Below are 23337 nucleotides of genomic sequence, written 5' to 3' on the forward strand. Positions count from 1 at the left end.
AGGGGAATCAGCCCCCCTGGTGGGCAGGCTGGCCAGAACTACAGTCAGGGAGGAAGCGTCCGCCTAGAAACGCGCACGCGACGGCTCGACGTGCTAGAGAGTGAGGACGGGCGCGGCCTCCCCCTGAGCTGCGCACGTTGACCTTCATGGCGGACAGACCTCGCATCGTCGGGATTGACCTGGGCACCACCAACACCCTGGTGGCGTCCGTGCGCAACCGCATCCCGAAGATCGTCCCCACGGATCGCGGCAACCTCATCCTGCCCTCCGTGGTCGCGCTGTCCGCCAAGAACGACCTGCTGGTCGGCGGCGTCGCCAAGGACCAGATGGTGACGAACCCCAAGAACACGCTCTGGGGCACCAAGCGGCTCATCGGCCGCAAGTACCACTCGAAGGCGGTGGAGGACCTCAAGGGGTACTTCCCCTACGACATCGTCGAGGACGCCAACGGGGACGCCGCCGTCACCCTGGGCGGCAAGCTCTACACGCTGCCGCAGATCTCCAGCTTCGTGCTGTCGCAGTTGAAGACGATCGCGGAGCAGTTCCTGGGCGGCCCCATCGACGCGGCCGTCATCTCCGTCCCCGCCTACTACAACGACAACCAGCGCAACGCCGTCAAGGAGGCCGGGCGGCTGGCCGGCTTCGACGTCAAGCGCATCGTCAACGAGCCCACCGCCGCGGCGCTGGCCTACGGCTTCAACCGGGGCCTGGACCAGAAGGTCCTCGTCTATGACCTGGGCGGCGGCACCTTCGACGTCAGCGTGCTGCACCTGGCCGGCAACGTCTTCGAGGTGCTGGCCACGGGCGGCGACTCCTTCCTGGGCGGCGCGGACTTCGACAACCGCATCATGGAGTACGTGCTGGAGCGCTTCCGCGACGAGACCAAGGTCGACCTGACCGAGAGCCCCATCGCCCTCCAGCGCATCAAGAACGCCGCCGAGGCCGCGAAGATCGACCTGACGCTGATCCCCAACGTCGTCATCGACCTGCCCTACATCGAGGAGCGCAAGGGCAAGCCGCTGGATCTGCGCATCCCGCTGACCCGCGACTACCTCAACAACCTCACCGGCGACCTGGTGGACCGCACCTTCGACATCTGCGACCGCGTGCTCGCGGAGAAGGGCATCAGCCGCTCGGAGATCGACGAGATCATCCTGGTGGGCGGCCAGAGCCGCATGCCGCTGGTGCAGCAGAAGATCCAGGCCCACTTCGGCAAGGCCCCGCGCAAGGGCGTGCACCCGGACGAGTGCGTGGCCCTGGGCGCGGCGCTGCTGGGCGACTCGCTGGGCAGCATCGACGCGGTGACGCTGCTGGACGCGCTGTCCATGCCCATCGGCTACGCGCTGCCCAACGGCCGCGTGAAGCGCATCATCGAGAAGAACTCGCTGATCCCCATGGTGAAGAGCTTCCGCCTGCCGCCTCCGGCGCAGCAGGGGGCGCAGTTCATCGAGCTGGACATCTACCAGGGTGACAGCGACCTGATGGTGGACAACGAGTACCTGGGCACCGTCCGCGTGCCGGCCGCCGCGGCGGGCCGGAAGATCGACTTCCGCCTCACCGAGGAGTGTCTCCTCCAGGTGCAGGTGGAGGACGCGAGCGGCATGTCGCGCAAGGTGGATCTGGCCACCCGCGACACGCCCGAGCAGTTGAAGAAGGCCCTGCAGGAAGTCGCCTCGCGCAACACGCAGGCTGCTCCGTCGAGCAGCAGCGGGCCGAGCGACGACCGCGGCCTCTTCTCCAGCATCAAGAGCATCTTCCGTAGGGGGTAGGGAGGCGCGATGCCGAAGTTTCCGTCGAAGGAATGGCTGGACGAGGCCGTCCGGCTCACCAATGCAGACCCGGAGTGCGCCATCGCCGGCAAGGGCTGGAAGGGCGACTTCGGGGCCATCATCGAGGCGGAGCAGGGCAAGCTGGACAAGCCCTTCGTCGTCCACGTGGAGCCCGGGGACCGCGACATCAAGCGGGCCCGCGTGCTGGCGGATCCGGACGACCTGGAGGAGCTGGAGCCGGTGTACCTGGCCCGCGCCCCGTACTCCGTCTGGAAGCAGCTCCTGCTGGGCACGCTGGACCCGGTGGAGGCGGTGCTCAAGCGCCGCATCTCCATGCGCGGGGACCTGCAGCCGCTCATCGAGCGCATGCGCTACAAGGGCATCGCCGACCGCGTCTTCGCCGCGCTGAAGACCGAGTTCCCCGACGGCCCCTGAGGGGCCAGAGGACCGCCACCATGGGCATCCGGGACGACTTGAAGAAGCAGGCGCTGGGGCTCTCCAGCATGGCCATGGAGAAGCTCATGGCCGACGAGAAGCGCGCCATGGCCGTGGCCCAGGCCATTGGCCGCGTCCAGCGCGGGAAGCAGGCCCTGGACCGCGGACAGGAAGAGGTCATGAAGGCCCTGCACTTCGCGCCGAAGGGGGACTTCAAGGCCGTGGGGAAGCAGCTCGCGGGCCTCAAGCGCCGCCTGCGCGAGCTGGACGAAAAGCTGGAGGCGCTCGCGGAAGAGTCCTCGTAGAAAAGGCGTTGACACCCACGGCGGCGAATGGCATTTACCGCCGCGTTCGTTGCGCAGCGGTCGCGCGGCGGGCGGCGGAAGACAGCAGGGCGCGTAGCTCAGCGGTAGAGCACTGCCTTCACACGGCAGGGGTCGCAGGTTCGAAACCTGCCGCGCCCACTCAAGAAAGGCCGTGAGTCCCCAGGGGCTCACGGCCTTTCGCTTTTCCAGCTCCCGACACGCCGTTGCTCGCCGGGCGGAGGCGCACGTTGGCTGCCGCACGCGGCCGGGCCGCAGTGTCGGGTTCCGGCGCAATCGGCGGGGGCGGGGCGTGGCCGGCGATCCACGGACTGTGCGACCTTCACGGCCGTGCCCAGGACATTGCGATTCACGTGGGATCAGCAGGGACGGGCGGTCGTGAGTGGCCTGCCGCCCGACGACGTGCTGGCGGACTACCTCGCCCAGGAGCTGCGGCCGGATGCGAACCGGGCGCAGGGGATGCTGCGCGTGCTGGCGGCGCTGCGGCAGGGGCGGCGGGAGCGGTGGGACGTCACCGGGGAGACCTGGAGCCTGGAGCTCAACCGGGCCCGGGCCTCCATCCACAGCGAGGTGGCCATCCCCGGCCGCTCCCAGGACCTGCCCCTGGAGGAGTTCGAGGACGCCATCCGCTCCTGGCTGGAGTTCATGGAGCTGTCGCGGGCCCACTGAAAAAGAGGCCCGAGCCCCCATGCGCTTCGGGGGCCCGGGCCCGGAGCCCCACACCCCATGGGACCCACAGCCGGAGAAGGTTGGGTTCCGCGGGAGCGTCAGCTCTTCGCGGGCGCCGGGGTGTTCGGCGCGTTGTCACGGTTGGGCGTGTGCGGCGGCGTGTTCTTCGCCTTCACCAGCGAGGCCACGATGCTGGCGCCCAGCACCAGCGCGATGACGCCCAGGGAGATGGCCGGCGACAGGTGCACCACGTCCACCAGCGCCATCTTCGCGCCCACGAAGACGAGCACGCCGGACAGGCCGACCTTCAGGTAGGTGAACTTCTCCATCGCGCCGGCCATCAGGAAGAAGAGCGAGCGCAGGCCCAGGATGGCGAAGATGTTCGACGTGAAGACGATGAACGGGTCGCGCGTCACCGCGAAGATGGCGGGGATGGAGTCCAGCGCGAAGAGCACGTCGGACGCCTCCACCAGCATCAGCGCCATGAGCAGCGGCGTCGCCAGCTTCCGGCCGTTCTCCACCGTGAGGAAGTGCTGCCCGTCGAAGTGCGGCGTGGAGGGAATCACGCGGCGGGCGGTGCGCATCAGCCAGCCGTCCTCCGGGTGATCCTCATGGTTGCGCTGGATGAAGAGCTTCACGCCCGTGAGGATGAGGAAGGCGCCGAAGACGTAGATGAGCCAGTGGAAGCGCTCCAGCATCGCCACGCCCGCGAAGATCATCGCCGCGCGCAGCACCAGCGCGCTCAGGATGCCCCAGAAGAGGACCCGGTGCTGGTAGATGGCCGGGACCTTCATCGTGGAGAAGATGACGACGAAGACGAAGATGTTGTCGACGGAGAGCGACTTCTCGATGAGGTAGCCGGTGAGGAACTCCATCCCCGGCCCGGCGCCGTAGCGCCACCACAGGAAGCCGTTGAACGTCAGCGCCAGGCTCACCCACACCGCGCTCCAGGCCCCTGCCTCCTTGAAGCTCACGGTGTGCGCCTTGCGGTGGAACACACCGAGGTCCAGCGCGAGCATCGCGAAGACGAACGCGATGAAGCCGCCCCACAAGAAGGGGCTGCCGATGGTTTGGAAGGATTCCAAGGAGTTCACCTGGGGAAGGCACGGGGAGCCAACCCCTCTCAAATAGGAGCGCCGCGTATCTTCGGCAAATAGAGAATCCGGGCGCGATGCTTCGGGAAAACGGAGGTATCACCCGGGAGCAGGCGTGCCGCCGGGGTAGGGGAGGCGGCCGGCCGGGGGCCATGGCGGCCCTTGTCGCCAGGGGAAGTGTTCAATTCCGCCGCGGTTTGCAAGGACCCCGGCTGGAGAACGCTTTCACCGGGCCGTTGAGACCAGCCGAGCGCCCGAACCTCCCATGGCACGTGAGCCTGGAGGCTGGGGCGTGGGTGACAGGCCGCCGGCGATGGCGTCGCGGCCGCTGCCCGTCTCGAGGGCCCCCCGTGCACGGAAACCCCCTGCCTGATGCGGAACCGATTTGTCTTCACGTCCAGCGCGCTGCTGCTGGCGCTCCATGCCTTTGGCTGCGGCGCGAGCCCCGGCGGCGACACGACGGACCCGAGCGGCGAGGTGAGCACTCCCGCGCCCAGCCCCGCCCCGGGCACCCCGGCCACCCCTGAGCTCCCGGCCACCCCTGAGCTCCCGGCCACGCCGGCCCCCGAGCCGGAGACCCCGCCGGAGCCGCTCCCCTCGGAGACGGAGCCCCCGCCAGACCCCTCCACGCCCGAGCCCACGCCCACCGCTCCGCCGGAGGTCACCCCGGCTCCCGCTCCGTCCGGGGTGGACGGCTTCGGCGTGACGATGCTGTACCCCTCGCTGCCGGGCGGCGAGTCCTGGGCGCTCGCGGAGAACGCCACCGCGGACAAGCGCTTCGACCCGCAGGGCACCATCACCCGCAACGCGGACGGCTCCTGGAAGATGAAGAGCACGAAGGTGCGCATGAGCGCCTTCCCGTCCTCCGGCTACAGCGCGAATCAGATCGCCACGTATGACCGCGACGTGCTGGCGAGCCGCGGCTACATGCAGGCGCCGAACGACTGGAAGAACATCGAGATGACCGGCTTCGTGAAGGTCAACGCGGTGAACAACAACCAGGACAACTTCGCCTGGTACGCGCGCGGCGGGAAGCACAACGACAAGAACTCCGGCTGCGAGGGCAGCAGCTACAAGGGTGGCCTGCACTACGACGGCCGCGTGCGCTGGGAGAAGGAGACCTGGCACGTGTCCTACGACCAGGCGCCGTACAAGTCCGCCACCTCCGCGCTGAAGGGCCGCTGGGTGGGCTTCAAGGCCGTCATGCGCAACGTGCCGGGGGCCAAGGGCGGCGAGGCGGTGAAGCTGGAGCTGTACCTCAACGACAACGCCGACAAGGTGACGTGGAAGAAGGTCTACGACATGACCGACGACGGCGGCTGGGGCGGTGACGCCCAGCACTGCGGCGGGGCCGTGGGCGCCATGCCGATCACCTGGGGCGGGCCCATCGCCACGTTCCGCTGGGACAGCGCCACGGACGTGGACTTCAAGTGGATGAGCGTCCGGGAGATCCAGCCCTAGGCGGGCCGCACGCCGCATGTCCTGAAGTCGTCAGGGGAGGGGGCCTCGTGGAGGCTCCCTCCCTTTTTTGTTCGCGGCCTGACGCGACGTGCGTGGGCTTTCCGACAGGAGGGGCGCGCCGGGGTGCCGCTGGAAAGAGACGCCCTAGCTTCGCAGCCTAGCTGACGCCGGGGCCATGGGCCCGCGCGCACACAGCCACTCCAGGGCGCGGTCCTCCCGGCCGCGTCCTCCACACGAGGGACGACGTTCATGCGGATCACCTTCCTGGGTCATGCGGGCTTCGCGGTGGAGACCGCTGGAGCGCTCGTCGTCATGGATCCGTGGCTGACGCCGCAGGGGGCCTTCGACTCCGCGTGGATGCAACTGCCGCGCAACCACCACCTGGCGCCGCGCGTGAAGGAGCTCCTGGAGACGCCGGGCAAGGAGCGCTTCCTCTACATCAGCCACGAGCACAAGGATCACTTCGACCCGGAGTTCCTGGCCACCATCGCGAAGCGGGACTTCACGGTGCTGGTGCCGAAGTTCCGCCGCTCGGAGCTGCGGGACATCTTCGAGAAGTACGGCTGCAAGCGCGTCATCGCGTGCGAGGACTCGCGCGAGATCCCCATCAAGGGCGGCTACATCAAGCTCTTCGTGTCCGAGCAGGGCACCAACCGCGACTCCAGCGTGATGGTGCGCGGTGACGGGCAGTGCTTCCTCAACATCAACGACTGCAAGATGCATGATCGGCTGGTGCGCGTCATCGCGGAGGAGGGGCCCATCGACGTCTTCTCCGCCCAGTTCTCCGGCGCCATCTGGCACCCCACCTGCTACGAGTACCCGCAGGAGACGTACTCGGCCATCAGCCTGAAGAAGCGCGACAGCAAGTTCGAGGCGGTGGCGCGCGCGCTGGAAGTGGTGCAGCCCCGCGCGTACATCGCGGCGGCGGGCCCCGCGGCCTTCCTGGACCCGGCCCTCTTCAGTCTGAACTTCCAGGACGTGAGCATCTTCCCGCGCGCGCCGGTGCTCTTCTCCTACCTGGAGAAGCGCATGCCCACGCTGCCCACGCGCTACCTGGAGCCCATGCCCGGGGACGTGCTGGACGCGGGCTCGCTGGAGTTCGTGTCCCAGGTGCCGGAGCGCGTGACGACGGAGAACTTCAAGGAGTACCTCCACACGTACGCCAAGGACATGGCCTACGTCTTCCGCGAGCGCCGCCGCAACCTGATGCGCGAGGAGGTGGACGAAATCCACGGCCGCCTGCGCACGGAGCTGCAGCGCAAGCTGGACCTGCTGGATCTGCACGACCGCGTGGGCATGCCGTTCTACGTGGAGCTGACGGAGGCGCCCACGCGGCTGCTGCGCGTGGACTTCAAGGCCCGCCGCGTGGATGAAGTGACGGAGATGCGCGACAAGAGCCGCTACGCGATGAAGGTGAGCGCGAGCGACATCGTGCGCGTGTTGGACCGGAAGCTGAACTGGGAGGACTTCCTGCTGTCCTTCCGCCTGCGCCTGTCCCGCACCCCGGACGTCTACGAGCCCGTGCTGCACGGCTTCCTGGGCGTGGAGGTGGAGGACATCCGCGAGTTCTGCGACGGCATCCGCGCCACGGAGGCCCAGAAGGAGCGCACCGTGGTGGAGGCCGGCGGCAAGCGCTTCACCATCCAGCGCTTCTGCCCGCACCAGGGCGCGGACCTGGCGGAGGGCTGGGTGGAGGAGGGCCGCTACGTGGTGTGCCCGCGCCACCGCTGGCAGTTCGACCTGCAGAACGGCGGCGCGTGCAAGTCGAACAACTCCACGCTCTGCGCGGAGCCCGTCGCGGACAGGCCGGAGAAGGTGGAGCGCGGCGGCGACAAGGCCCCGGCGGAGAAGGTGCCCGCCGCGGACAAGGCGCCCGTCGAACCGCCGCGCGTCTGAAGCTTCAACTGCCCCGGTAGGTGGAGAAGCCGAAGGGGCTCAAGAGCAGCGGGACGTGGTAGTGCTCGTCGGTCGCGGTCACTTCGAACACGACCTGCACGTACGGGTAGAAGCCCCGCTGCCCCCGGGCCTGGAACCAGGCCCCGGTGTCGAAGGTGAGGCGGTACACGCCGGGCGCGAGCTTCGTGTTCGCGCCCGACAGGTCCTTCACCCGTCCGTCCGCGTTGGTGACGCCCCGGGACAGCTCCCGGAAGTCTTCGCCCGAGCGGGCCTCCAGCGTGAGGGAGAGCCCCTCCGCCGGGCGGCCCGTGCTCGTGTCCAGGACATGCGTGCTGAGGGTGCTCATGACGCGAGGAGCTTCTCCAGTCGGATGCGGGTGATCTTCGCCTGCTCCCCGGCCGCGATGCGCAGCTCCGCGTCCGGGGTGTTGTGCATGCGGTCCTGGAGCAGCTCCAGCATCTGCGCCGCGCTCTTGCCCGTGGCGCAGACGAGGAAGATGAAGCCGTAGCGGGACTCGTAGTCCCGGTTGCCCTGGGCCAGCGCCTGCAACACGCCTTCGTCCGCGCCGGCCACGCCCTTCTGCTCCTGGGACGACCACTGCGCGGTGGAGGCGAACTTCTCCCGCAGCTTCGACACGTCGCCGATGCGCGGGTGGTGCGTGAAGGCCTCCTTCCAGTCCTCCGGCCCCGTGCGCGCCCAGGCGTCCGCGGCCTCCGCGTACAGGTGCTCCGCGTCCCGGAACGGGCGGACGGCCAGCATCCGCTGGACCCACTTCGTGCTGCCGCAGCAGCGGGTGAAGGCCTCGGTGGCCTCCTGCGTGGTGGCGGTGTTCAGGCGCTCCAGCGGCGTCGTCACGCCGGCTCCCCGAAGAGGCGCAGCCGGCTGACGCCGCCGTCCGGGAAGATGTTGAGGCGCACGTGGGTGATGGGGCCCACGTCCTTCAGCTCCCTCTCGAAGACGTGGCAGTGGTCCGCCTGGAGCTTCGACTGGGGCAGCAGCTCCTTCCACTGGAGGTGCGTCGCGTTGGCGAAGTCCAGCAGCGGCTCCTCCAGGTGGATGCCCTCCAGCGAGCAGCGGTCCGGGAAGTTGCCCTTGAAGAAGTGGGTGTCCACCTCCGCGCGGCGCAGCGTGCCCGCGGTGGCCAGCTTCACGACGATCCAGTCGTAGCCGGGCACGCGCTTGCGGCGCGTCTCCCAGCCCTCGCCCATGTTCGCCGCGCGGCCCGGGAAGATGAGGTTGTCCTTGGTGCCGAAGAACTGATCGTTGCACGTGACGACGGAGCCGCCGTTGGCCGCCGCCGCCAGGTCCACCAGCCCGGCCTTCTTGAGCGCGTGCCAGTCCGGCAGCACCTGCCCGTGCACGCGCAGGCGCGCGACGCCGCCGTCCGGGTAGATGTTGAGGCGCACGTGCGTGAAGCGCCGCTCGTTGGCCACCGCGAAGAGGTTGCGCGAGCCGCCGCGCAGGCGCTGCTTGGGGACCAGCTCCGTCCAGCGCGACACGTCCTCCGCCAGCGACTCGGGTGACGGGTCCCCGTCCACCTCGCACGCGTCCAGGGAGGCGTACTCGGGGAAGTTGCCGAGGAAGTGGTTCGTGTCCACGTCGATGCCGTGGATGGCGCCGGGCAGGCCCAGCTTCACGATGCACCAGTCGTAGCCGGGCACGCGCTTGCGGCGCGTCTCCCAGCCGTCCATCCACTTGCCGCGCTCCGTGTACTTGTCCGCGATGAAGACGCCGCGCCCGGGCTCCAGCATCGACTCCTTGGGCGCGAAGAACTCGTCGTTGGCCAGCAGGGCCTTGCCGCCCACCTTGCGTGCGGCGAGGTCAATCAGGTCGGCGAAGGCGACGTGCATCGCCCCGGGTGCTTCGGCTTGCATCGGTGTCCTCTCCCGGACCGCCGGGGCTCATCCGCGCGGCAGCCACTGGCCGATGCGCGGGCCCGTCAGTCCCTCGGTGGCGTCGAAGATACGCTGGCCGCGCAGGTATGTCCTCATCACCCGGCCCTCCAGCTCGCGGCCCGCGTAGGGCGTCAGCCGGTGCCGGTGGCGGATGTCCTCCGGGGCCACCTTGAAGCGCGCCTCCGGGGCGAAGACGACGAAGTCCGCGTCCAGCCCCGGCCGGATGGCTCCTTTGCGCCCCGACAATCCGGCCAGCTTCGCGGTGCGGTGCGCCATGCGCTCCACCAGCGCGTCCAGGCCCAGGCCGTGGGCGCGCATGCCCGTCCACACCGCGGACACGCTGAGCTGCAGGCCGGCGATGCCGCCCCACGCGCCGGAGAAGTCCCCGGCCTCCAGCTTCTTGAGCGCGGGCGTGCAGGGCGAGTGGTCCGACACCACCAGGTCGATGAGGCCGCTCTTCACCGCGTCCCACAGCCGCTCGCGGTTGGCCGCCTCGCGGATGGGCGGCGCGCACTTGAAGTGGGTGGCGCCGGCCTCAATCTCCTCCGCGCTGAAGGTGAGGTAGTGCGGGCACGTCTCCACCGTGAAGGGCAGCCCTTCCGCCTTCGCCTTCGCGATGTCGTCCAGCGCGTCCGCGGCGGACAGGTGGACGATGTGCACGGGGCCGCGGTGCTCGCGGCACAGGTCGATCATCATCCGGATGGCGTCCACCTCCCACGCGGCCGGACGCGACGCGAGGTAGCTGGCGTACGCGCGCACGTCGCCCGCGAAGGGTGGCTCGTGGTCCGTCAGCTCCGCGTGGACCAGCAGCGGCACGCCCGCCTTCGCGAGGATGGGCATGGCCGCGTCCAGCACCTCGCGCGTGGCGGCGGGGAACTCGTCCACGCCCGAGTGCACGAGGAAGCACTTGAAGCCCGGCGCGCCCGCGTCGACCATCGCCTGGAGCTCGTGCGCGTTGCCGGGGATGACGCCGCCCCACAGGCCGTAGTCGATGGCGCACTGGCCGGACGCGGCCTCCGCCTTGGTGCGCAGCGCGGCCAGGGACGTGGTCGCGGGGATGGAGTTGAGCGGCATGTCCACCACGGTGGTGATGCCGCCCGCCGCCGCCGCCGCCGTCGCCGTGGCGAAGCCCTCCCAGTCCGTGCGGCCGGGCTCGTTGATGTGGGCGTGGCTGTCCACGATGCCGGGCAGGAGCGCGTCCCGGCCCAGCTCCACCACCTGCGCGTCCTTGGGCACGTCCACCGTCGCGTGGACGCCTTCGATGCGCCCGTCGCGCACCACCACCGCCGCCGCGCGCGTGCCCTCGGGCGTCACCACGCGCTCACTTCGAAACACCGTCACACCCGAAGCACTCACGTCTCGAACTCCGTCGTCGCGTAATCCGCGAGCGCGCGGAAGTGGCGCTCGCTGTCATCCAGGTAGAGCTGCTTCGTGATGCCGCCCACCAGGCGGGGCAGGCTGTACTTCATGCCGGAGATGCTGGCGCCGCCGAAGCCCAGCGAGAGCAGGCACCCGAAGGTGTAGTTGAACACGCCGCCCAGCCACGGCGCGGTGCCGGGCTGCTTCTCCTGGAACTCGAAGGAGGGGCCCAGGTACGGGTGGCGCAGCAGGTCCGCGTGCCGTTCGTTCTCCGGCGGCGTGAAGCGGTCCTTCCACAGCGCGATGTGCGGGTGCAGCTCCGCCAGCTCCGGCCGCAGCGACAGGTCCGTGGTGAAGCCGGACGCGATGATGAGGAAGTCGAAGGTGTGCGTGGCGTGCGGCGTGCGCACCACGGCCTGCCCGTCCTGTGCCTTCACCTCCACCCAGGGGCTCTCCGCGTGCAGGTGGAAGTGCGGGTGGCGGCGGGCGCGCTCGAAGGTGTCGCGCGGGGGCAACTGGCCCATGTCGATGATCTGCCGGATGAAGCGCCAGCGCTGCGCGTCCGGCAGGTCGCCGTGGTGGCGCAGGAAGCCGGCGAACTCCGCCCAGCGGTAGGGGTTCACGTTGGGCAGCTTCTTGCGGCGGTAGAACAGGTCCACCTGGCCCGCGCCCGTCTCCAGCGCCACGGAGGCGTTGTCGAACGCGGAGGCCCCCGCGCCCAGCACGCCAATGCGCTTGCCCTTCAGCGCCTGGAAGTCGATGGGGTCATGTGTGTGCGCCCACAGGGAGCGCGGCAGCGGCCGCACCTCCGGCGGCGCCTCCCAGCGGCCGGAGCCGTCGATGCCGGTGGCCAGCACCACCTTGCGCGCGAGGAGGAACTCCGTCTCGCCGTTGTGCGCGGCGGGGACCTCGAAGCAGTCCAGGTCCTTGCGCCAGCGCAGCGCGCCCGCCTTGGTGCCGCACCTCACCGGGATGCCCAGCACGCGCCGGTACCAGAGCAGGTAGTCCGCCCACAGCTCCTTCGGGATGAGGGCCACCTGCTGGAAGCCCTCCGCGCCGTGCTGCGCCTCGTACCAGGCGCGGAAGGAGAGGTGCGGGATGTTGTAGTCCGGGCCGGTGAGGTACTTGGGCGTGCGCAGGGTGATCATCCGCGCGAACGTCTTCCAGGGCCCGTGGAAGCCGTCCTTCCCGTCGTCCAGCACGAGCACGTTCGTCACCCGCTCGCGCATCAGCCCGAACGCGGCGCCCAGCCCGCTCTGGCCACCGCCCACGATGAGCACGTCCAGGATGGGACGTCCGTCCGGCGTGGAGCGCGGCGGCACCCAGCCGCGGGCGGGGTACGACAGGATGTCCAGGTCGCGGCGGAGGGCGTCTTCCAACGCCTCCAGACCTTGCGGTGGACGATACGTCGAAGCCAGCGGATCGCGGTCGGGCATCGTCCCTCAAGCAACCCACGCCCGGAGGGTCCCATGCAAGGGGGGGCCCCCAGGCATTCGCCCCGTCGTGCCGGTTCCGGACGGCCGCTCAGAGGTGCGAGGTGGGGCCGGCTGCCTGGGGCACGAGCAGCTCGAAGCGCACGCGAGCGTTGTCCGTGCGCATCCCGACGGGGCCTTCCAGCCCGAGCGCGTCGGCGGGCAGCAACCCCTCCCAGACGCGCTGGCCGTCCGCGTACACGGTCAGCACGTTCGCGTCAATGCGGGCGCGCAGCACATGGGACTCGCCGGGGGACAGCCGCTCCAGCGGCTCCATGAAGCGCGGGCGCACGGTGGTGTAGCCGGAGTTGCCGCACTCGCCGCTCTCGCGGTCGTCTGGGTTGGACTTGAACTGGACCACGATGCCCGCGGAGGGGGCGATGCGCCACATGGCGTAGATGAGGTTGCAGCCGTCCCGCGCGCGCAGCTTGAGGCCCACCTGCTCGCGGTGCTGGCCCGACGCCAGCGGGACCACCTCGTCGGTGGCGCCCAGCCATGTGAAGCGCAGCTCCACGTCGTCCCCCGTCGTCTCCGGGACGACCGCGCGCTGGCGCGGCCCGTCGATGGCGAAGTGCGTCCCGTCCTGCTGCTCCTCCTCCTGGAGGTTCACGACCTGGCCTTGGGTGACGTGCAACCGCTGCCTCGTGACGGGGACCAGGCCGTCCTTCGTGGGCGGCGGATCCGCGCGGAGCGCGCGCGCGCTGGAGGACGGTGCGGATTCCATGGGCTTCCTCGCGCCGCTGCACGCGCCGTGGCTCAGGAGCAGGGAGCCCGCCCAGAGCATCAGGATGCCTGACGTCCCGAGCGCCACCCACCGCGGTTGCCGTGCGTCGCTCATGGGGCTGCTTCTCCCAGGAGCGTGCGGAGGGTCTCCAGGTGCGCGCCCAGGTAGGCCTGCTCCGCCTGGAGCCGGGCCAGCTCCAGCAGCAGGTAGTCCCGGAAGCGGCGCACCTGCCGCGTCTGCAGTTGCTCCACCTCGCGCAACTGGCCTTGCAGGTCGGACACCAGCGCGGACACCTCGCCCAGCCGCTGCCGCTCGCTCTGCTCGGTGATGCGCAGCTCGCCCAGGAGCTGGCGCACCCGCCGGGGCGCCCCGTCCACCGCGTCGCGCGACTCCAGGCGGCGGCCCTCGCGGGCCTGGGTGTTGGCCCGGCCCTGCCACAGGTTGCCCAGGTTGTAGCCCAGCGTGAGCTGACCGAAGAGGGGCGTGGACTGGTCCACGTCGAAGACCTCGTCGTAGCCGCCGCGCACGCTCAGCCGCCACGCGCCCGCGGTGCGCAGGCCGCCGGACAGGACCTCGACCTGATCATCCGCGGACTCGAAGGCGCTGAGCAGCATGCCCAGGGTCTGCCCTTCCGGGAGCGCGGGTTCGAGCGCCAGCCGTTCACGGGCCTGGGCGGTGTCGCGCGCGAGCGAGCGCAGGTGGTCCAACCGCACCTGCACCGCGTTGAGTTCTTCCAGCGTGGCGCCGCCGTCGCGCAGGTCGTCGCGCAGTTGGGCCACCAGCTCCTCCGCGCGGGGCAGGGAGGTGGCCAGCGCCCGGGCGCGTGCGTCCAGGGCCGCGGCCTCGCCCAACCGCGAGCCCTGCTCCACGGCGCTCTGGAGCGCGGCGAGCGCCTGGTAGCGACGGCACTCGGCCTCCGCGCGCGAGCGCCGCGTGTGCCCCCGGTAGAGGCCGACGAAGTCGTAGCCCACCCCCGCGGTGACGCGCAGCTTGGGCGCGCCCAGGGGCGTTTCGTCCGAGCCTCCCACCGCGTCGCCCGCGTTCACCGCGCCCACGCTGGCGAACACCTCCGGCGCCAGCTCCAGCGCGGCCTCCGCCTTCGCGGTGCCGCGCACGCGTTCGCAGTAGCCCTTCGCGAGGTCGCCCCGGGCCCGCACCGTCCCCGCCTCCTCCGCCGGGGCCATGCCCGCCCACAACCCGAGCCCCAGCAGGGCTCCCCTCGCGAGGCTCGTCCGCATCCTCCGCTTCCTTTCCGATTCCACGACGGGCCTCACAGCATCAATGGGGGATGGCCCAGGTGAAGCAGCGGCTCGCGCGCGCTCGGCGCGTCCCGAAGCTGGAGCTCCACCATCACGCCTCGCAAGTGGTACTGGCGGATGGGGTGCTGCTGGGAGACCTCGCCCTCCAGCACGGGCCCCACCACGCCCACCTCGCGGCACCAGAAGATCTTGAGCGCGCAGGTGTAGAGCGGGGTGCCGGCCCGGGCGTTGGGCAGGTTCTCGTAGGGCACGAAGGCCACGGTGAGGTTCTGCTCCAGCGCCTTCAGGTACGGCGAGCTGTGCACCACCTGGAGCAGGTGGTCGAAGCGGCGGATGCGGTCGTCCAGCGCGCGCACGTCCTCCTCCAGGCTCTTGCGCTGCGCGTCCGCCCGGGCCAGCGTCAGCACCGACTGTGTGTACTCACGCTCCAGGAGCAGCGTGTCCTTCGTCAGGCCGTCGGCGGCGGCGTCGCGGCCCAGGCCGTTCTCCGCGGCGGTGAGCCCCTGGCTCTCACGCCGGAGCGTGTCCAGGCGCATGTCCAGGTCCACCGTCTCCTGCGCCAGGGACAGGTTGCTCTGCGCCATCTGCGCCAGGTGGTGGTTGGTGGTGAGCACGTCCTCGCGCTCCATCAGCTTCGCGCCATAGAGCGCCGTCGTCCGCGTGCGGGCCAGGCCGCTGAAGGCGCGGTTGGACTCGGCGATCTCCGCGCCCGTGCGCAGGTACTCCTGGCGCAGCGCGGACAGCCGCTTCGCCAGCCGGTCGCGGGCGCGCTTCTCGCCCTGGAGCGCCACGACGAAGCGCTGCTGGAAGGAGCGCTCCGCGGACGCGGTCCGCTCGGCCTCCAGCAGCCGGTCCGCCGCCTCGCGCCGCCGGGCCATCAGCCCGTCCCGCTCCGACTCCTGCTGCGCCGCCTGCGCGTTGAGCGCCAGCACGTTGGGGTCGGTGGGCGACAGGATGGTGGGCGCCGCCCAACTGTTGCTCGCCAGGAAGAAGCCCTGCACCGCGAGGAACGACATCAGGCCCAGGAGGATCAGCGCCAGCAGCACCGACCCCATGAACTTGTAGGCGGAGACCGCGATGGAGTTGAGCCGGTTGGCGACCTGCTGGTTCATGACGGGGTTCCCTCGCCTGCGGAGTTGGACGTGAGCTTCGCGGGGGCGGGAATGGGGGAGGGCGCCGGCGCCGGGGCGGGCGTGGGGCTGCCGCGCGTCTCCCAGCTCCCGGAGTCGAGCGTCAAGAGCGCCAGCGGCGTGAAGAGCGCGTACGTCACCGGCATGAGCAGCGCCATGGGCAGGAAGCTCACGGGATGCACGCGCCGGTCCGCCGGCAGGTAGCGCGTCTCCAACCGGTAGATGAAGCCCAGCAGGCCAATCACCAGGAAGTGGAACGCGAGGATGTCCCAGAACTCGCCGTTGAGCATGTTGTGGACGATGACCACCGGGTACGCGAGCAGCAGCGCCAACTGCGACACGTAGTGCACGGTGATGACCGGGTGCAGCCGCCACGCGTGCGACAGGCCGCAGATGAGGTCCACCAGGTTGGAGCGCCGCCAGCGCAGTTGCTGGCTGAAGTAGCCCGCGAGCGTGGAGGGCGCGGCGGTGAAGCAGAACGCGTCCAGCGTGTAGACCGTCTCGTAGTCGTGCTTGACGATCTGCCGCGTGAGGAAGCGGTCCTCGCCGTACTTGATGGGGATGCCCGCGATGGCGCGCGACTCCAGGATGGGCTCCAGCTCCAGCAGCACGGAGCGGCGGTACGCCGTCAGGCAGCCGGACAGGCACATCACCTGGCGGAACGAGCGCTCCAGGTCCTTCAGCCACTTCTGGGCGAAGTGGAACTTGATTTCAATCATCCGCGTCAGCCAGTTCTGGTGGCGGTTGATGACGAAGGTGCGCCCGCCCACCGCGGCCACGTTGGGGTGCACGAAGCGGCGGATGAGCTGGCGCACGGCGCTCTTCTCCACCACCACGTCCGAGTCCACGGAGACGATGATCTCCGCGTCCTCCGCGGCGCGGACGCCCCGGTTGATGCCCTTGCGCTTGCCCATGTTCTCCGGGTTGCGCATCACCCGGACGTTGGGGTGGCCCTCCGCGGCCCTGGTGGCCCACGCGACGCTGTCGTCGCGCGAGCAGTCATCCACGACGATGATCTCGGTGAGCTCGCGGGGATAGTCCTGCTCCAGCAGCGCCTTGACCGTGTGGTAGATGCCCTCGCCTTCGTTGAAGAGCGGAACGACGATGGCGACCTTCGGGCGGTAGGTGTCGTCGACCCGTTCGAACCGCTGCCCCTTCAGCCGCCGCAGGAAGGGGCCGAGGATGTAGCGGTTCATCAAGACGACGATGAACAGCAAATGGATGGGAAACAGTTCCATCGGTCCCGCGCGCCCCCTCACGCCCCGGAAGGGCCCCGGGAACCTCCCGGAGCCCTTCCTTCCGTCCCCAGACGGCCGCTCCACCCCTGTGAAGCGCCCGGAAGGTTGGGGTGCTTCGTCCGTCCCGCCAACTGTCCGGGACCGGTGGGCCGGCCGGTGTCAGGGAACGCGCATCCGCGCGGCGCGGACCCCTACTCGCCTTCCAGCGTGACGAAGACGCGGGTGGTGGAGGGCCCGTCATCCTCCGCGCACTGCTGGACGTAGTCGGCGTCAAAAGTCACACCGACCCGGGACTCCGCGGTCTCGCGCCCGCCGGTGCCCTCGGCGATGTGGAGCCGGATGGAGCATGCGAACCTCCCCTCTTGAGGGGGGATGAGCAGGGAGCAGGAGCCCGCGTTCAGGGCGAAGGTGGACGCGCCCGTCATCGTCGCGGTCAGGTCGCAGTCGAAGGGCGCAAGGGAGACGCGCAGGCCGTCCCGCGAGCCCACCTCCGAGGTCAGCTCGAGCGTGGGCCGCGAGGGGAGCAGCGGCTCGAGCACCCGGGCGCCGTGCGTCGTCATCACGACGGGGTGGGAGCCCGTCACGCTGGCGCGCGTGTCCTGGAGTTGCTGGAGGGGCGCTTCGTCCTCCTCTCCGCCGCACGCGGCGCAGACGAGGGAGAGGGAGGCGGACGTCAGGGCGAGGAGGCGGCGCATGGGTGAAACCCTTTCGAGAGGGCGCTGGCCTCGGGGCGACGTGCCCGCCCGCCCGAAATTCAAACAGGCGCGCTTTTCTGGGGCAGCGCCCGCGCCAGCTCCAGGTCGCGCTTCAGCTCCGCTTCCCGTTCCTGGCGCTGGGCGGGGGAGGTGAACGCGATGGCGGCCAGTGACTCGGTCGCGGCGGCGGCGATGCGGTCCACGCCGTCCCGGGAGATGACGCCCGCGTGGAACGCGTCCACCGCCGCGCCCACGTACGTGTCGAAGAAGAACACCTGCTTCGCGCGCCAGGCGTCCCGCTGCTCCCGAGGCGTCGCCACCACGTCGTGGATGAACACGGCGCGCACCGCCTGGGGAAGGGACTCCAGCATGCGGGCGCCGAACTCCACGTCGCCCTGGCCGCTGTCGCCCACGAAGACGAAGCCGTACTCGGGGAAGAGGCGCGCGTACTGTTCGAAGTTCTCGAACTTCTTCTGCGCGATGCGCGTGTTGCCCACCAGGTAGAAGAAGCTGCCGGAGAGCATCACCGCCAGCGGCACGCCGCGCCGGCTCAGCGAGTCCAGCGTCGCGTTCTCGATGAGGCCCAGCGGATCCTGCGGGCGCGCGCTCACGAAGACGAGGTCGCCCGCGCGGCCCGGGATGATGCCGGGCCCCCGGTCCAGCTCCTGGTAGAACGCGAGCACGCCCGGGTACACCGTCTTCGGCGGGTAGCGCTTGTCCACCCAGTTGGCGAAGAACGTGTCGTCGATGTCGCTCAGCACCTTGTTCTCGCCGCTGGGGACGGCGTCCGCCTCGCGCTGGAAGTGGGCGAGCAGCTCCGCGCGCACCGCCACGTCGTCCACGTCGTCGAAGACGAGCTTGTGCAGGTCGTGGTACTCGCCGCCCGCCTCCAGCAGGTTCTTGAAGCCGGTCAGCTCACGGCCCTTGAGCCCCAGGAACAGGTCGCGCAGCCGCGCTTCCGCCTGCGCGGGCGTGGCGCCCTTCTGGAGTGCGGTGGCCAGCGACGCGCGCACCGGCAGGGACAGCTCCGGCGCCCGGCGCGTGCACAGCAGGTCCAGGAGCGCCGTGTGGTGGTCCGGGCCCACGATGCGGTCATCCAGGTCCGACAAGAGGCGCACCAGGTCCACGTTGGACAGGAGGAAGTTCAGCTCCTCGCGGGTGGCGCCCTCCAGCAGGTCGAGGATGCGGCGCTCGTCGTGCCGGTCCGTGTGGCCCGTCATGTCCCGGCGCAGCGCCTGGAGCTTCGTCGTCGCGGTGGTCAGGTCCATGCGTGTCCCTCCCCCTGGGCTTGGGGCCGTGAAGCCTACGCGCCCGCCGAGCGGCCGGACCACCCCCCGTGACAGGCGCGGCGGTTCCTGATTGCCTGCGCGACATGACGGTGTCCCCCTCCTCCACGCCCCTCGACCTGCGCCCCGACGAGGTCCACGTGTGGCTCGTCGAGCCCGAGCGCATCGACGACCCGCGCCTCCTGGAGGCCTACAAGGCCCTGCTGGATCCCGGCGAGCGCGAGCGGCAGCGGCGCTTCCACTTCGAGCGGCACCAGCGGCAGTACCTGGTGTCCCACGCGCTGGTGCGGCTGACGCTGTCGCGCTACGCGCCCGTGGCGCCGGAGGCCTGGCGCTTCGTCCCCAACGAGTACGGCCGCCCCGCCATCGTCGGCCCCGAGGGCCAGTGGCTGCGCTTCAACCTGAGCCACACGGACGGCATGGCGCTGGTCGCGGTGGGCCGGGACGTGGACCTGGGCGCGGACATCGAGGACGCGGAGCGGCCGGGCGAGACGGTGGAGATCGCCGACCACTACTTCGCGAAGACGGAGGTGCAGGCCCTGCGCGCGCTGCCACCGGAGCGTCAGCGCGCGCGCTTCTTCGAGTACTGGACCCTGAAGGAGGCCTACATCAAGGCGCGCGGCGCGGGCCTGTCCCTGCCGTTGGATCAGTTCGCCTTCGACCTGGTGCCGGAGGGGATGCCCCGCATCGCCTTCGACCCGAGGATGAACGACCTGCCGGACGTGTGGCAGTTCATGCAGCACAAGCCGTCCGCCCGTCACCAGGCGGCGGTGGCCTTCCGCAGGCCCCGGGGTGGGGCGCTCACGGTGCGCTGGCAGCACACCGTGCCGCTGTCCGGGGACATGGCCCCGGTCATCAAGACGGCCTAGGTCGCGGCCGTCATCCAGCGCGTGAGGTCCTCGCGCACGGCCGCCAGCACCGGCGGCCCGTGCGTGCGGATGAAGAAGTGGCCGCCCTCGAAGTGGCGGATGCGCACGTCGGCGGTGGTCTCCTCGCGCCAGTGCTCCATCATGTCCAGCCCCACGTGCTTGTCCCCCTTGCCCGCGTACACGGACAGCGGGATGTCCAGCGGGGCCGCGTCCTTGCCGTTCTCCGACCAGGCCAGCGCGAAGTCCGCGCGCAGCGTGGGGAGGATGAGCTCCAGGAGCTCCTTGTGCTGGAGGACCTCCTCCGGCGTGCCGTCGTACTCGCGCAGCTTCGCGATGAAGCCCGCGTCATCCAGCGTGTGGATGGGCTCCCGGTCGTTGTGCGCCGGCGAGGGCGCCGCCGCGGCGATGAAGCCCAGCGGCTTCGGCCCGCCCTGGCGCTTCAGCGTCCGGGCCACCTCCAGCCCGATGCGCGCCCCCATGCTGTAGCCGAACAGCGCGAAGGGCCGGTCCATCAGCGGCGTCAGCGCCGGCATCAGCACGTCCATCAGCTCCGGCAGGGACTTCATCGCCGGCTCCATCAGGCGCCGCTCGCGCCCGGGCAACTGCACCGCGCACAGCTCCACGCCCGTGGGCAGCGCCATGCTCCAGGGCGTGTAGATGGCCGCGCTGCCGCCGGCGAACGGCAGGCAGAACAGGCGCAGGCGCGGCTCCGGAAGCGGCTTGCGGGACGGGAACCAACGGTCTTGGACGGGAGGGGTTGCGCTTGCCATGGCGCGGCCGTCTATACCACGCGCCCCCCGCGCGAAAATCCCCCTCCCGCACGCGGCGTGGGGGGCCGGAGCACGCACCGCGAGTGGAACGTGAAACATCCCTCCCAGCAGGTCCTCCCCCCATGTTTCACCGCCCCCTCCGGCGTGTCGCATCCGGCGTGTCTCGCACCCGCGGACGCGGAAACCTCCACGGCCACGGTTGGGTGTGGGGAGGGTTGTGGTAGCTTGCTTGACCGTGAGCTACGAGCTTTCACATCTTGAGGCGCTGGAAGCCGAGTCCATCTTCATCATCCGGGAAGTCGCGGCGGAGCTGGACCGGCCGGTGCTGCTCTTCTCCGGTGGCAAGGACTCCGCGGTGATGTTGCACCTGGCGGTGAAGGCCTTCTGGCCCGCACCGCTGCCGTTTCCGCTGATGCACGTGGACACGGGGCACAACTTCCCGGAGGTCATCCAGTATCGCGATGAACGGGTGGCGGAGCTGGGCGCGCGGCTCATCGTCGCGTCCGTCCAGGAGGCCATCGACGCGGGGAAGGTGACGGAGGAGAAGGGGCCTCGCGCGTCCCGCAACCGCCTGCAGACGCAGCCGCTGCTGGAGGCCATCGAGAAGAACGGCTTCAACGCCGTCTTCGGCGGCGCCCGGCGCGACGAGGAGAAGGCCCGCGCGAAGGAGCGCGTGTATTCCTTCCGCGACGAGTTTGGCCAGTGGGACCCGAAGAACCAGCGGCCGGAGCTGTGGGCGCTCTACAACGGCCGCCACCGCCGGGGTGAGCACCTGCGCGTGTTCCCCCTGTCCAACTGGACCGAGCTGGACATCTGGCAGTACATCGGCCGGGAGAACGTGGCGCTGCCGTCCATCTACTACACGCACCGGCGCGAGGTCTTCCGCCGGGACGGCATGCTGATGGCCTGGTCGCCCTTCATGTCCATGATGCCCGGCGAGACGGTGACGACGGAGACGGTGCGCTTCCGCACCGTGGGCGACATGACGTGCACCGCGTGCGTGCCGTCCACCGCGTCCACCGTGGAGGAGGTCATCACGGAGGTGACGGCCTCCCGCGTGACGGAGCGTGGCGCCAGCCGCGCGGACGACAAGTTCTCTGAGACGGCGATGGAAGACCGCAAGCGCGAGGGATACTTCTAGTGGAACTGCTGAGATTCGCGACCGCGGGCTCCGTGGATGACGGCAAGAGCACCCTCATCGGGCGGCTGTTGTACGACACGAAGTCCATCCTCGAGGACCAGCTCGCCGCGGTGGAGCGCACGAGCCACGCCCGGGGCGACGAGTACGTCAACCTGGCGCTGCTCCTGGACGGCCTGAAGGCCGAGCGCGAGCAGGGCATCACCATCGACGTGGCGTACCGCTACTTCTCCACCCAGAAGCGCAAGTTCATCATCGCGGACACGCCCGGACACCTGCAGTACACGCGCAACATGGTGACGGGCGCGTCCACGGCGGACCTGGCGCTCATCCTGGTGGACGCGCGCAAGGGCGTGCTGGAGCAGACGCGGCGCCACGCGTTCATCGCGTCGCTGTTGCGCGTGCCGCACCTGGTGCTGTGCGTGAACAAGATGGACCTGGTGGACTACGACCAGGGCGTCTTCGACCGCATCCGGGAGGAGTTCCGCCAGTTCTCCATGAAGCTGGACGTGTCCGACCTGTCGTTCATCCCCATCTCCGCGCTGGGCGGGGACAACGTGGTGACGCGCTCGGAGAAGATGGCCTGGTACCAGGGCCCCACGCTCCTGCACCACCTGGAGAACGTGCACATCGCGTCCGACCGGGACCTCATCCACCTGCGCTTCCCCGTGCAGGGCGTCATCCGGCCGGCGTCCGCGAAGAAGTTCCACGACTACCGCGCGTACTCCGGGCAGCTCCTGGGCGGCGTGATGCGCCCGGGCGACGAGGTGATGGTGATGCCGTCCGGCTTCACCACGCGCATCAAGGCGCTGGAGCTGGCCGGCAAGCCGCTGACGGAGGCGTTCCCGCCCATGTCGGTGAACGTGTCGCTGGAGGAGGAGCTGGACATCAGCCGCGGCGACATGCTGTGCCGCCCGGGCAACCCGCCCACCGCGAGCCAGGACATCGACGCGATGGTGTGCTGGCTGTCGGACTCGTCGCAGCTCAACAGCGGCTCGCGGCTGGCCATCAAGCACACCACCCGCATGGCGCGCGCCATGGTGAAGCAGTTGCACTACCGGCTGGACGTCAACACCCTGCACCGCGACGAGCAGAGCTCCGGCTTGAAGCTCAACGAGGTGGGCCGGGTGACGCTGCGCACGACGGTGCCGCTCTTCTTCGACGAGTACCGGCGCAACCGCAGCACCGGCAGCTTCATCCTCATCGACGAAGGCACCAACGCCACCGTGGGCGCGGGGATGATCAACGGCCCCGCCGTGGACAGGTAGAAGGGAATGGCGATGCAACAGCGTCCGGGCTTCATCCTCTGGTTCACCGGCATGTCCGGCGCGGGCAAGAGCACGCTGTCCACCGCGGTGGCGCGGCAGTTGTCGCCCGTGCAGCGCGTGGAGCTGCTGGACGGGGACGAGGTGCGCACGTACCTCTCCCGCGGCCTGGGCTTCAGCCGCGCGGACCGCGAGGAGAACGTCCGGCGCATCGGCTACGTGGCGCGGGTGCTGGCGAAGCACGAGGTGGGCGTCATCACCGCGGCCATCTCGCCCTACAAGAGCTCCCGGGACGAGGTGCGCGCCCTGGCCACCCAGGCCGGCATCCCGTTCCTGGAGTGCTACGTCCAGGCCAGCCTGGACGCGCTCATCGCCCGCGACGTGAAGGGGCTCTACAAGAAGGCCCTGGCCGGGGAGATTCCCCACTTCACCGGCGTGTCGGACCCGTACGAGCCGCCCGAGTCCCCCGAAATCACCGTCCGCTCCGACGCGGAGACGGTGGAGGCGGGGCTGGAGCGCATCCTCGACACGCTGCGCGACCGGGGGCTGCTGGCTCCGGCCGCGAGCGCCGCCTGAGACGGCCGGGCCGG

The 23337-nt window shown here is 70.1% G+C and carries 23 protein-coding genes and 1 tRNA gene; 11 read left to right on the plus strand and 13 right to left on the minus strand.

Going from position 1 to position 23337, the window contains the following annotated elements; all coding sequences use genetic code 11:
• Positions 1-146: 146 nt before the first annotated feature.
• From K8556_RS00405 to K8556_RS00425, 5 genes are all read left to right on the plus strand, one after another.
• A complete protein-coding gene (locus tag K8556_RS00405) occupies positions 147-1769 on the plus strand; it encodes an Hsp70 family protein (protein WP_223738038.1) in 1623 nt (540 codons plus the stop codon).
• Between the two features lie 9 nt (positions 1770-1778).
• Complete coding sequence (locus K8556_RS00410) at positions 1779-2204, plus strand: hypothetical protein (RefSeq protein ID WP_223738039.1); 426 nt, start codon at positions 1779-1781, stop codon at positions 2202-2204.
• A 20-nt stretch (positions 2205-2224) separates the two neighbouring features.
• Positions 2225-2509: a hypothetical protein gene (locus K8556_RS00415; protein ID WP_120581302.1), complete on the plus strand. Its 285-nt coding sequence runs from the start codon at positions 2225-2227 to the stop codon at positions 2507-2509.
• Positions 2510-2596: 87 nt separating this feature from the next.
• Positions 2597-2668 (plus strand) — tRNA-Val (locus K8556_RS00420).
• Positions 2669-2905: 237 nt separating this feature from the next.
• Entirely contained in the window at positions 2906-3196 is a 291-nt protein-coding gene (locus tag K8556_RS00425; protein WP_223738040.1) for a hypothetical protein, read from the plus strand.
• Positions 3197-3294: 98 nt separating this feature from the next.
• On the opposite strand, the gene K8556_RS00430 is transcribed toward K8556_RS00425, so the two are convergent.
• Positions 3295-4281: a TerC family protein gene (locus K8556_RS00430; protein ID WP_223738041.1), complete on the minus strand. Its 987-nt coding sequence runs from the start codon at positions 4279-4281 to the stop codon at positions 3295-3297.
• A 381-nt stretch (positions 4282-4662) separates the two neighbouring features.
• On the opposite strand from K8556_RS00430, the gene K8556_RS00435 reads away from it, so the two are divergent.
• Positions 4663-5751 (plus strand): carbohydrate-binding protein, encoded by a 1089-nt coding sequence (locus K8556_RS00435; protein WP_223738042.1) that lies wholly within the window; start codon positions 4663-4665, stop codon positions 5749-5751.
• Between the two features lie 249 nt (positions 5752-6000).
• Positions 6001-7647: a Rieske 2Fe-2S domain-containing protein gene (locus tag K8556_RS00440; protein WP_223738043.1), complete on the plus strand. Its 1647-nt coding sequence runs from the start codon at positions 6001-6003 to the stop codon at positions 7645-7647.
• Between the two features lie 4 nt (positions 7648-7651).
• Here the strand turns inward: K8556_RS00440 and uraH are convergent, their stop codons facing one another.
• From uraH to K8556_RS00495, 11 genes are all read right to left on the minus strand, one after another.
• Positions 7652-7993, minus strand: a complete 342-nt coding sequence (uraH, locus tag K8556_RS00445; RefSeq protein WP_223738044.1) for a hydroxyisourate hydrolase — start codon at positions 7991-7993, stop codon at positions 7652-7654.
• Positions 7990-8502: a 2-oxo-4-hydroxy-4-carboxy-5-ureidoimidazoline decarboxylase gene (gene uraD / locus K8556_RS00450; protein ID WP_223738045.1), complete on the minus strand. Its 513-nt coding sequence runs from the start codon at positions 8500-8502 to the stop codon at positions 7990-7992. The genes uraH and uraD overlap by 4 nt, the downstream gene beginning before the upstream one ends.
• Complete coding sequence (gene alc / locus K8556_RS00455) at positions 8499-9521, minus strand: allantoicase (protein ID WP_223738046.1); 1023 nt, start codon at positions 9519-9521, stop codon at positions 8499-8501. Before alc ends, uraD begins: the two co-directional genes overlap by 4 nt.
• A gap of 27 nt (positions 9522-9548) precedes the next feature.
• The gene (gene allB, locus K8556_RS00460) at positions 9549-10898 is read right to left on the minus strand and encodes an allantoinase AllB (RefSeq protein ID WP_223738047.1); all 1350 of its coding nucleotides are present in this window, start codon (positions 10896-10898) and stop codon (positions 9549-9551) included.
• Positions 10895-12280, minus strand: a complete 1386-nt coding sequence (locus K8556_RS00465) for an FAD/NAD(P)-binding protein (RefSeq protein ID WP_304503916.1) — start codon at positions 12278-12280, stop codon at positions 10895-10897. Before K8556_RS00465 ends, allB begins: the two co-directional genes overlap by 4 nt.
• A 145-nt stretch (positions 12281-12425) precedes the next feature.
• On the minus strand, positions 12426-13211 hold the full coding sequence (locus K8556_RS00470) for a hypothetical protein (protein ID WP_223738049.1): 786 nt from the start codon (positions 13209-13211) through the stop codon (positions 12426-12428).
• Positions 13208-14335: a hypothetical protein gene (locus K8556_RS00475; RefSeq protein WP_223738050.1), complete on the minus strand. Its 1128-nt coding sequence runs from the start codon at positions 14333-14335 to the stop codon at positions 13208-13210. Before K8556_RS00475 ends, K8556_RS00470 begins: the two co-directional genes overlap by 4 nt.
• Before the next feature lie 32 nt (positions 14336-14367).
• Positions 14368-15468: a hypothetical protein gene (locus K8556_RS00480; RefSeq protein WP_223738051.1), complete on the minus strand. Its 1101-nt coding sequence runs from the start codon at positions 15466-15468 to the stop codon at positions 14368-14370.
• On the minus strand, positions 15465-16724 hold the full coding sequence (locus K8556_RS00485) for a glycosyltransferase family 2 protein (RefSeq protein WP_223738052.1): 1260 nt from the start codon (positions 16722-16724) through the stop codon (positions 15465-15467). The genes K8556_RS00480 and K8556_RS00485 overlap by 4 nt, the downstream gene beginning before the upstream one ends.
• Before the next feature lie 191 nt (positions 16725-16915).
• Positions 16916-17419 (minus strand): hypothetical protein, encoded by a 504-nt coding sequence (locus tag K8556_RS00490; RefSeq protein WP_223738053.1) that lies wholly within the window; start codon positions 17417-17419, stop codon positions 16916-16918.
• A gap of 59 nt (positions 17420-17478) precedes the next feature.
• Positions 17479-18687: a phosphatase domain-containing protein gene (locus tag K8556_RS00495; RefSeq protein WP_223738054.1), complete on the minus strand. Its 1209-nt coding sequence runs from the start codon at positions 18685-18687 to the stop codon at positions 17479-17481.
• A 104-nt stretch (positions 18688-18791) separates the two neighbouring features.
• Between K8556_RS00495 and K8556_RS00500 the strand changes: the two genes are divergently transcribed.
• Positions 18792-19574 (plus strand): 4'-phosphopantetheinyl transferase superfamily protein, encoded by a 783-nt coding sequence (locus tag K8556_RS00500; RefSeq protein ID WP_223738055.1) that lies wholly within the window; start codon positions 18792-18794, stop codon positions 19572-19574.
• On the opposite strand, the gene K8556_RS00505 is transcribed toward K8556_RS00500, so the two are convergent.
• A complete protein-coding gene (locus tag K8556_RS00505) occupies positions 19571-20344 on the minus strand; it encodes a thioesterase II family protein (protein WP_223738056.1) in 774 nt (257 codons plus the stop codon). The two genes, K8556_RS00500 and K8556_RS00505, sit on opposite strands and share 4 nt — an antisense overlap.
• Positions 20345-20579: 235 nt before the next feature.
• Between K8556_RS00505 and cysD the strand changes: the two genes are divergently transcribed.
• Genes cysD through cysC form a run of 3 tightly spaced genes read left to right on the plus strand, consistent with a single transcriptional unit; the run spans position 20580 to position 23323 of the window.
• Positions 20580-21485, plus strand: a complete 906-nt coding sequence (cysD, locus tag K8556_RS00510; protein WP_120529214.1) for a sulfate adenylyltransferase subunit CysD — start codon at positions 20580-20582, stop codon at positions 21483-21485.
• The gene (locus K8556_RS00515; protein WP_223738057.1) at positions 21485-22750 is read left to right on the plus strand and encodes a GTP-binding protein; all 1266 of its coding nucleotides are present in this window, start codon (positions 21485-21487) and stop codon (positions 22748-22750) included. The genes cysD and K8556_RS00515 overlap by 1 nt, the downstream gene beginning before the upstream one ends.
• 12 nt (positions 22751-22762) lie before the next feature.
• A complete protein-coding gene (gene cysC, locus K8556_RS00520; protein WP_223738058.1) occupies positions 22763-23323 on the plus strand; it encodes an adenylyl-sulfate kinase in 561 nt (186 codons plus the stop codon).
• The last annotated feature ends 14 nt before the right edge of the window (positions 23324-23337 follow it).

The organism is Corallococcus sp. AS-1-12, from assembly GCF_020036995.1.
Lineage (GTDB): Bacteria > Myxococcota > Myxococcia > Myxococcales > Myxococcaceae > Corallococcus.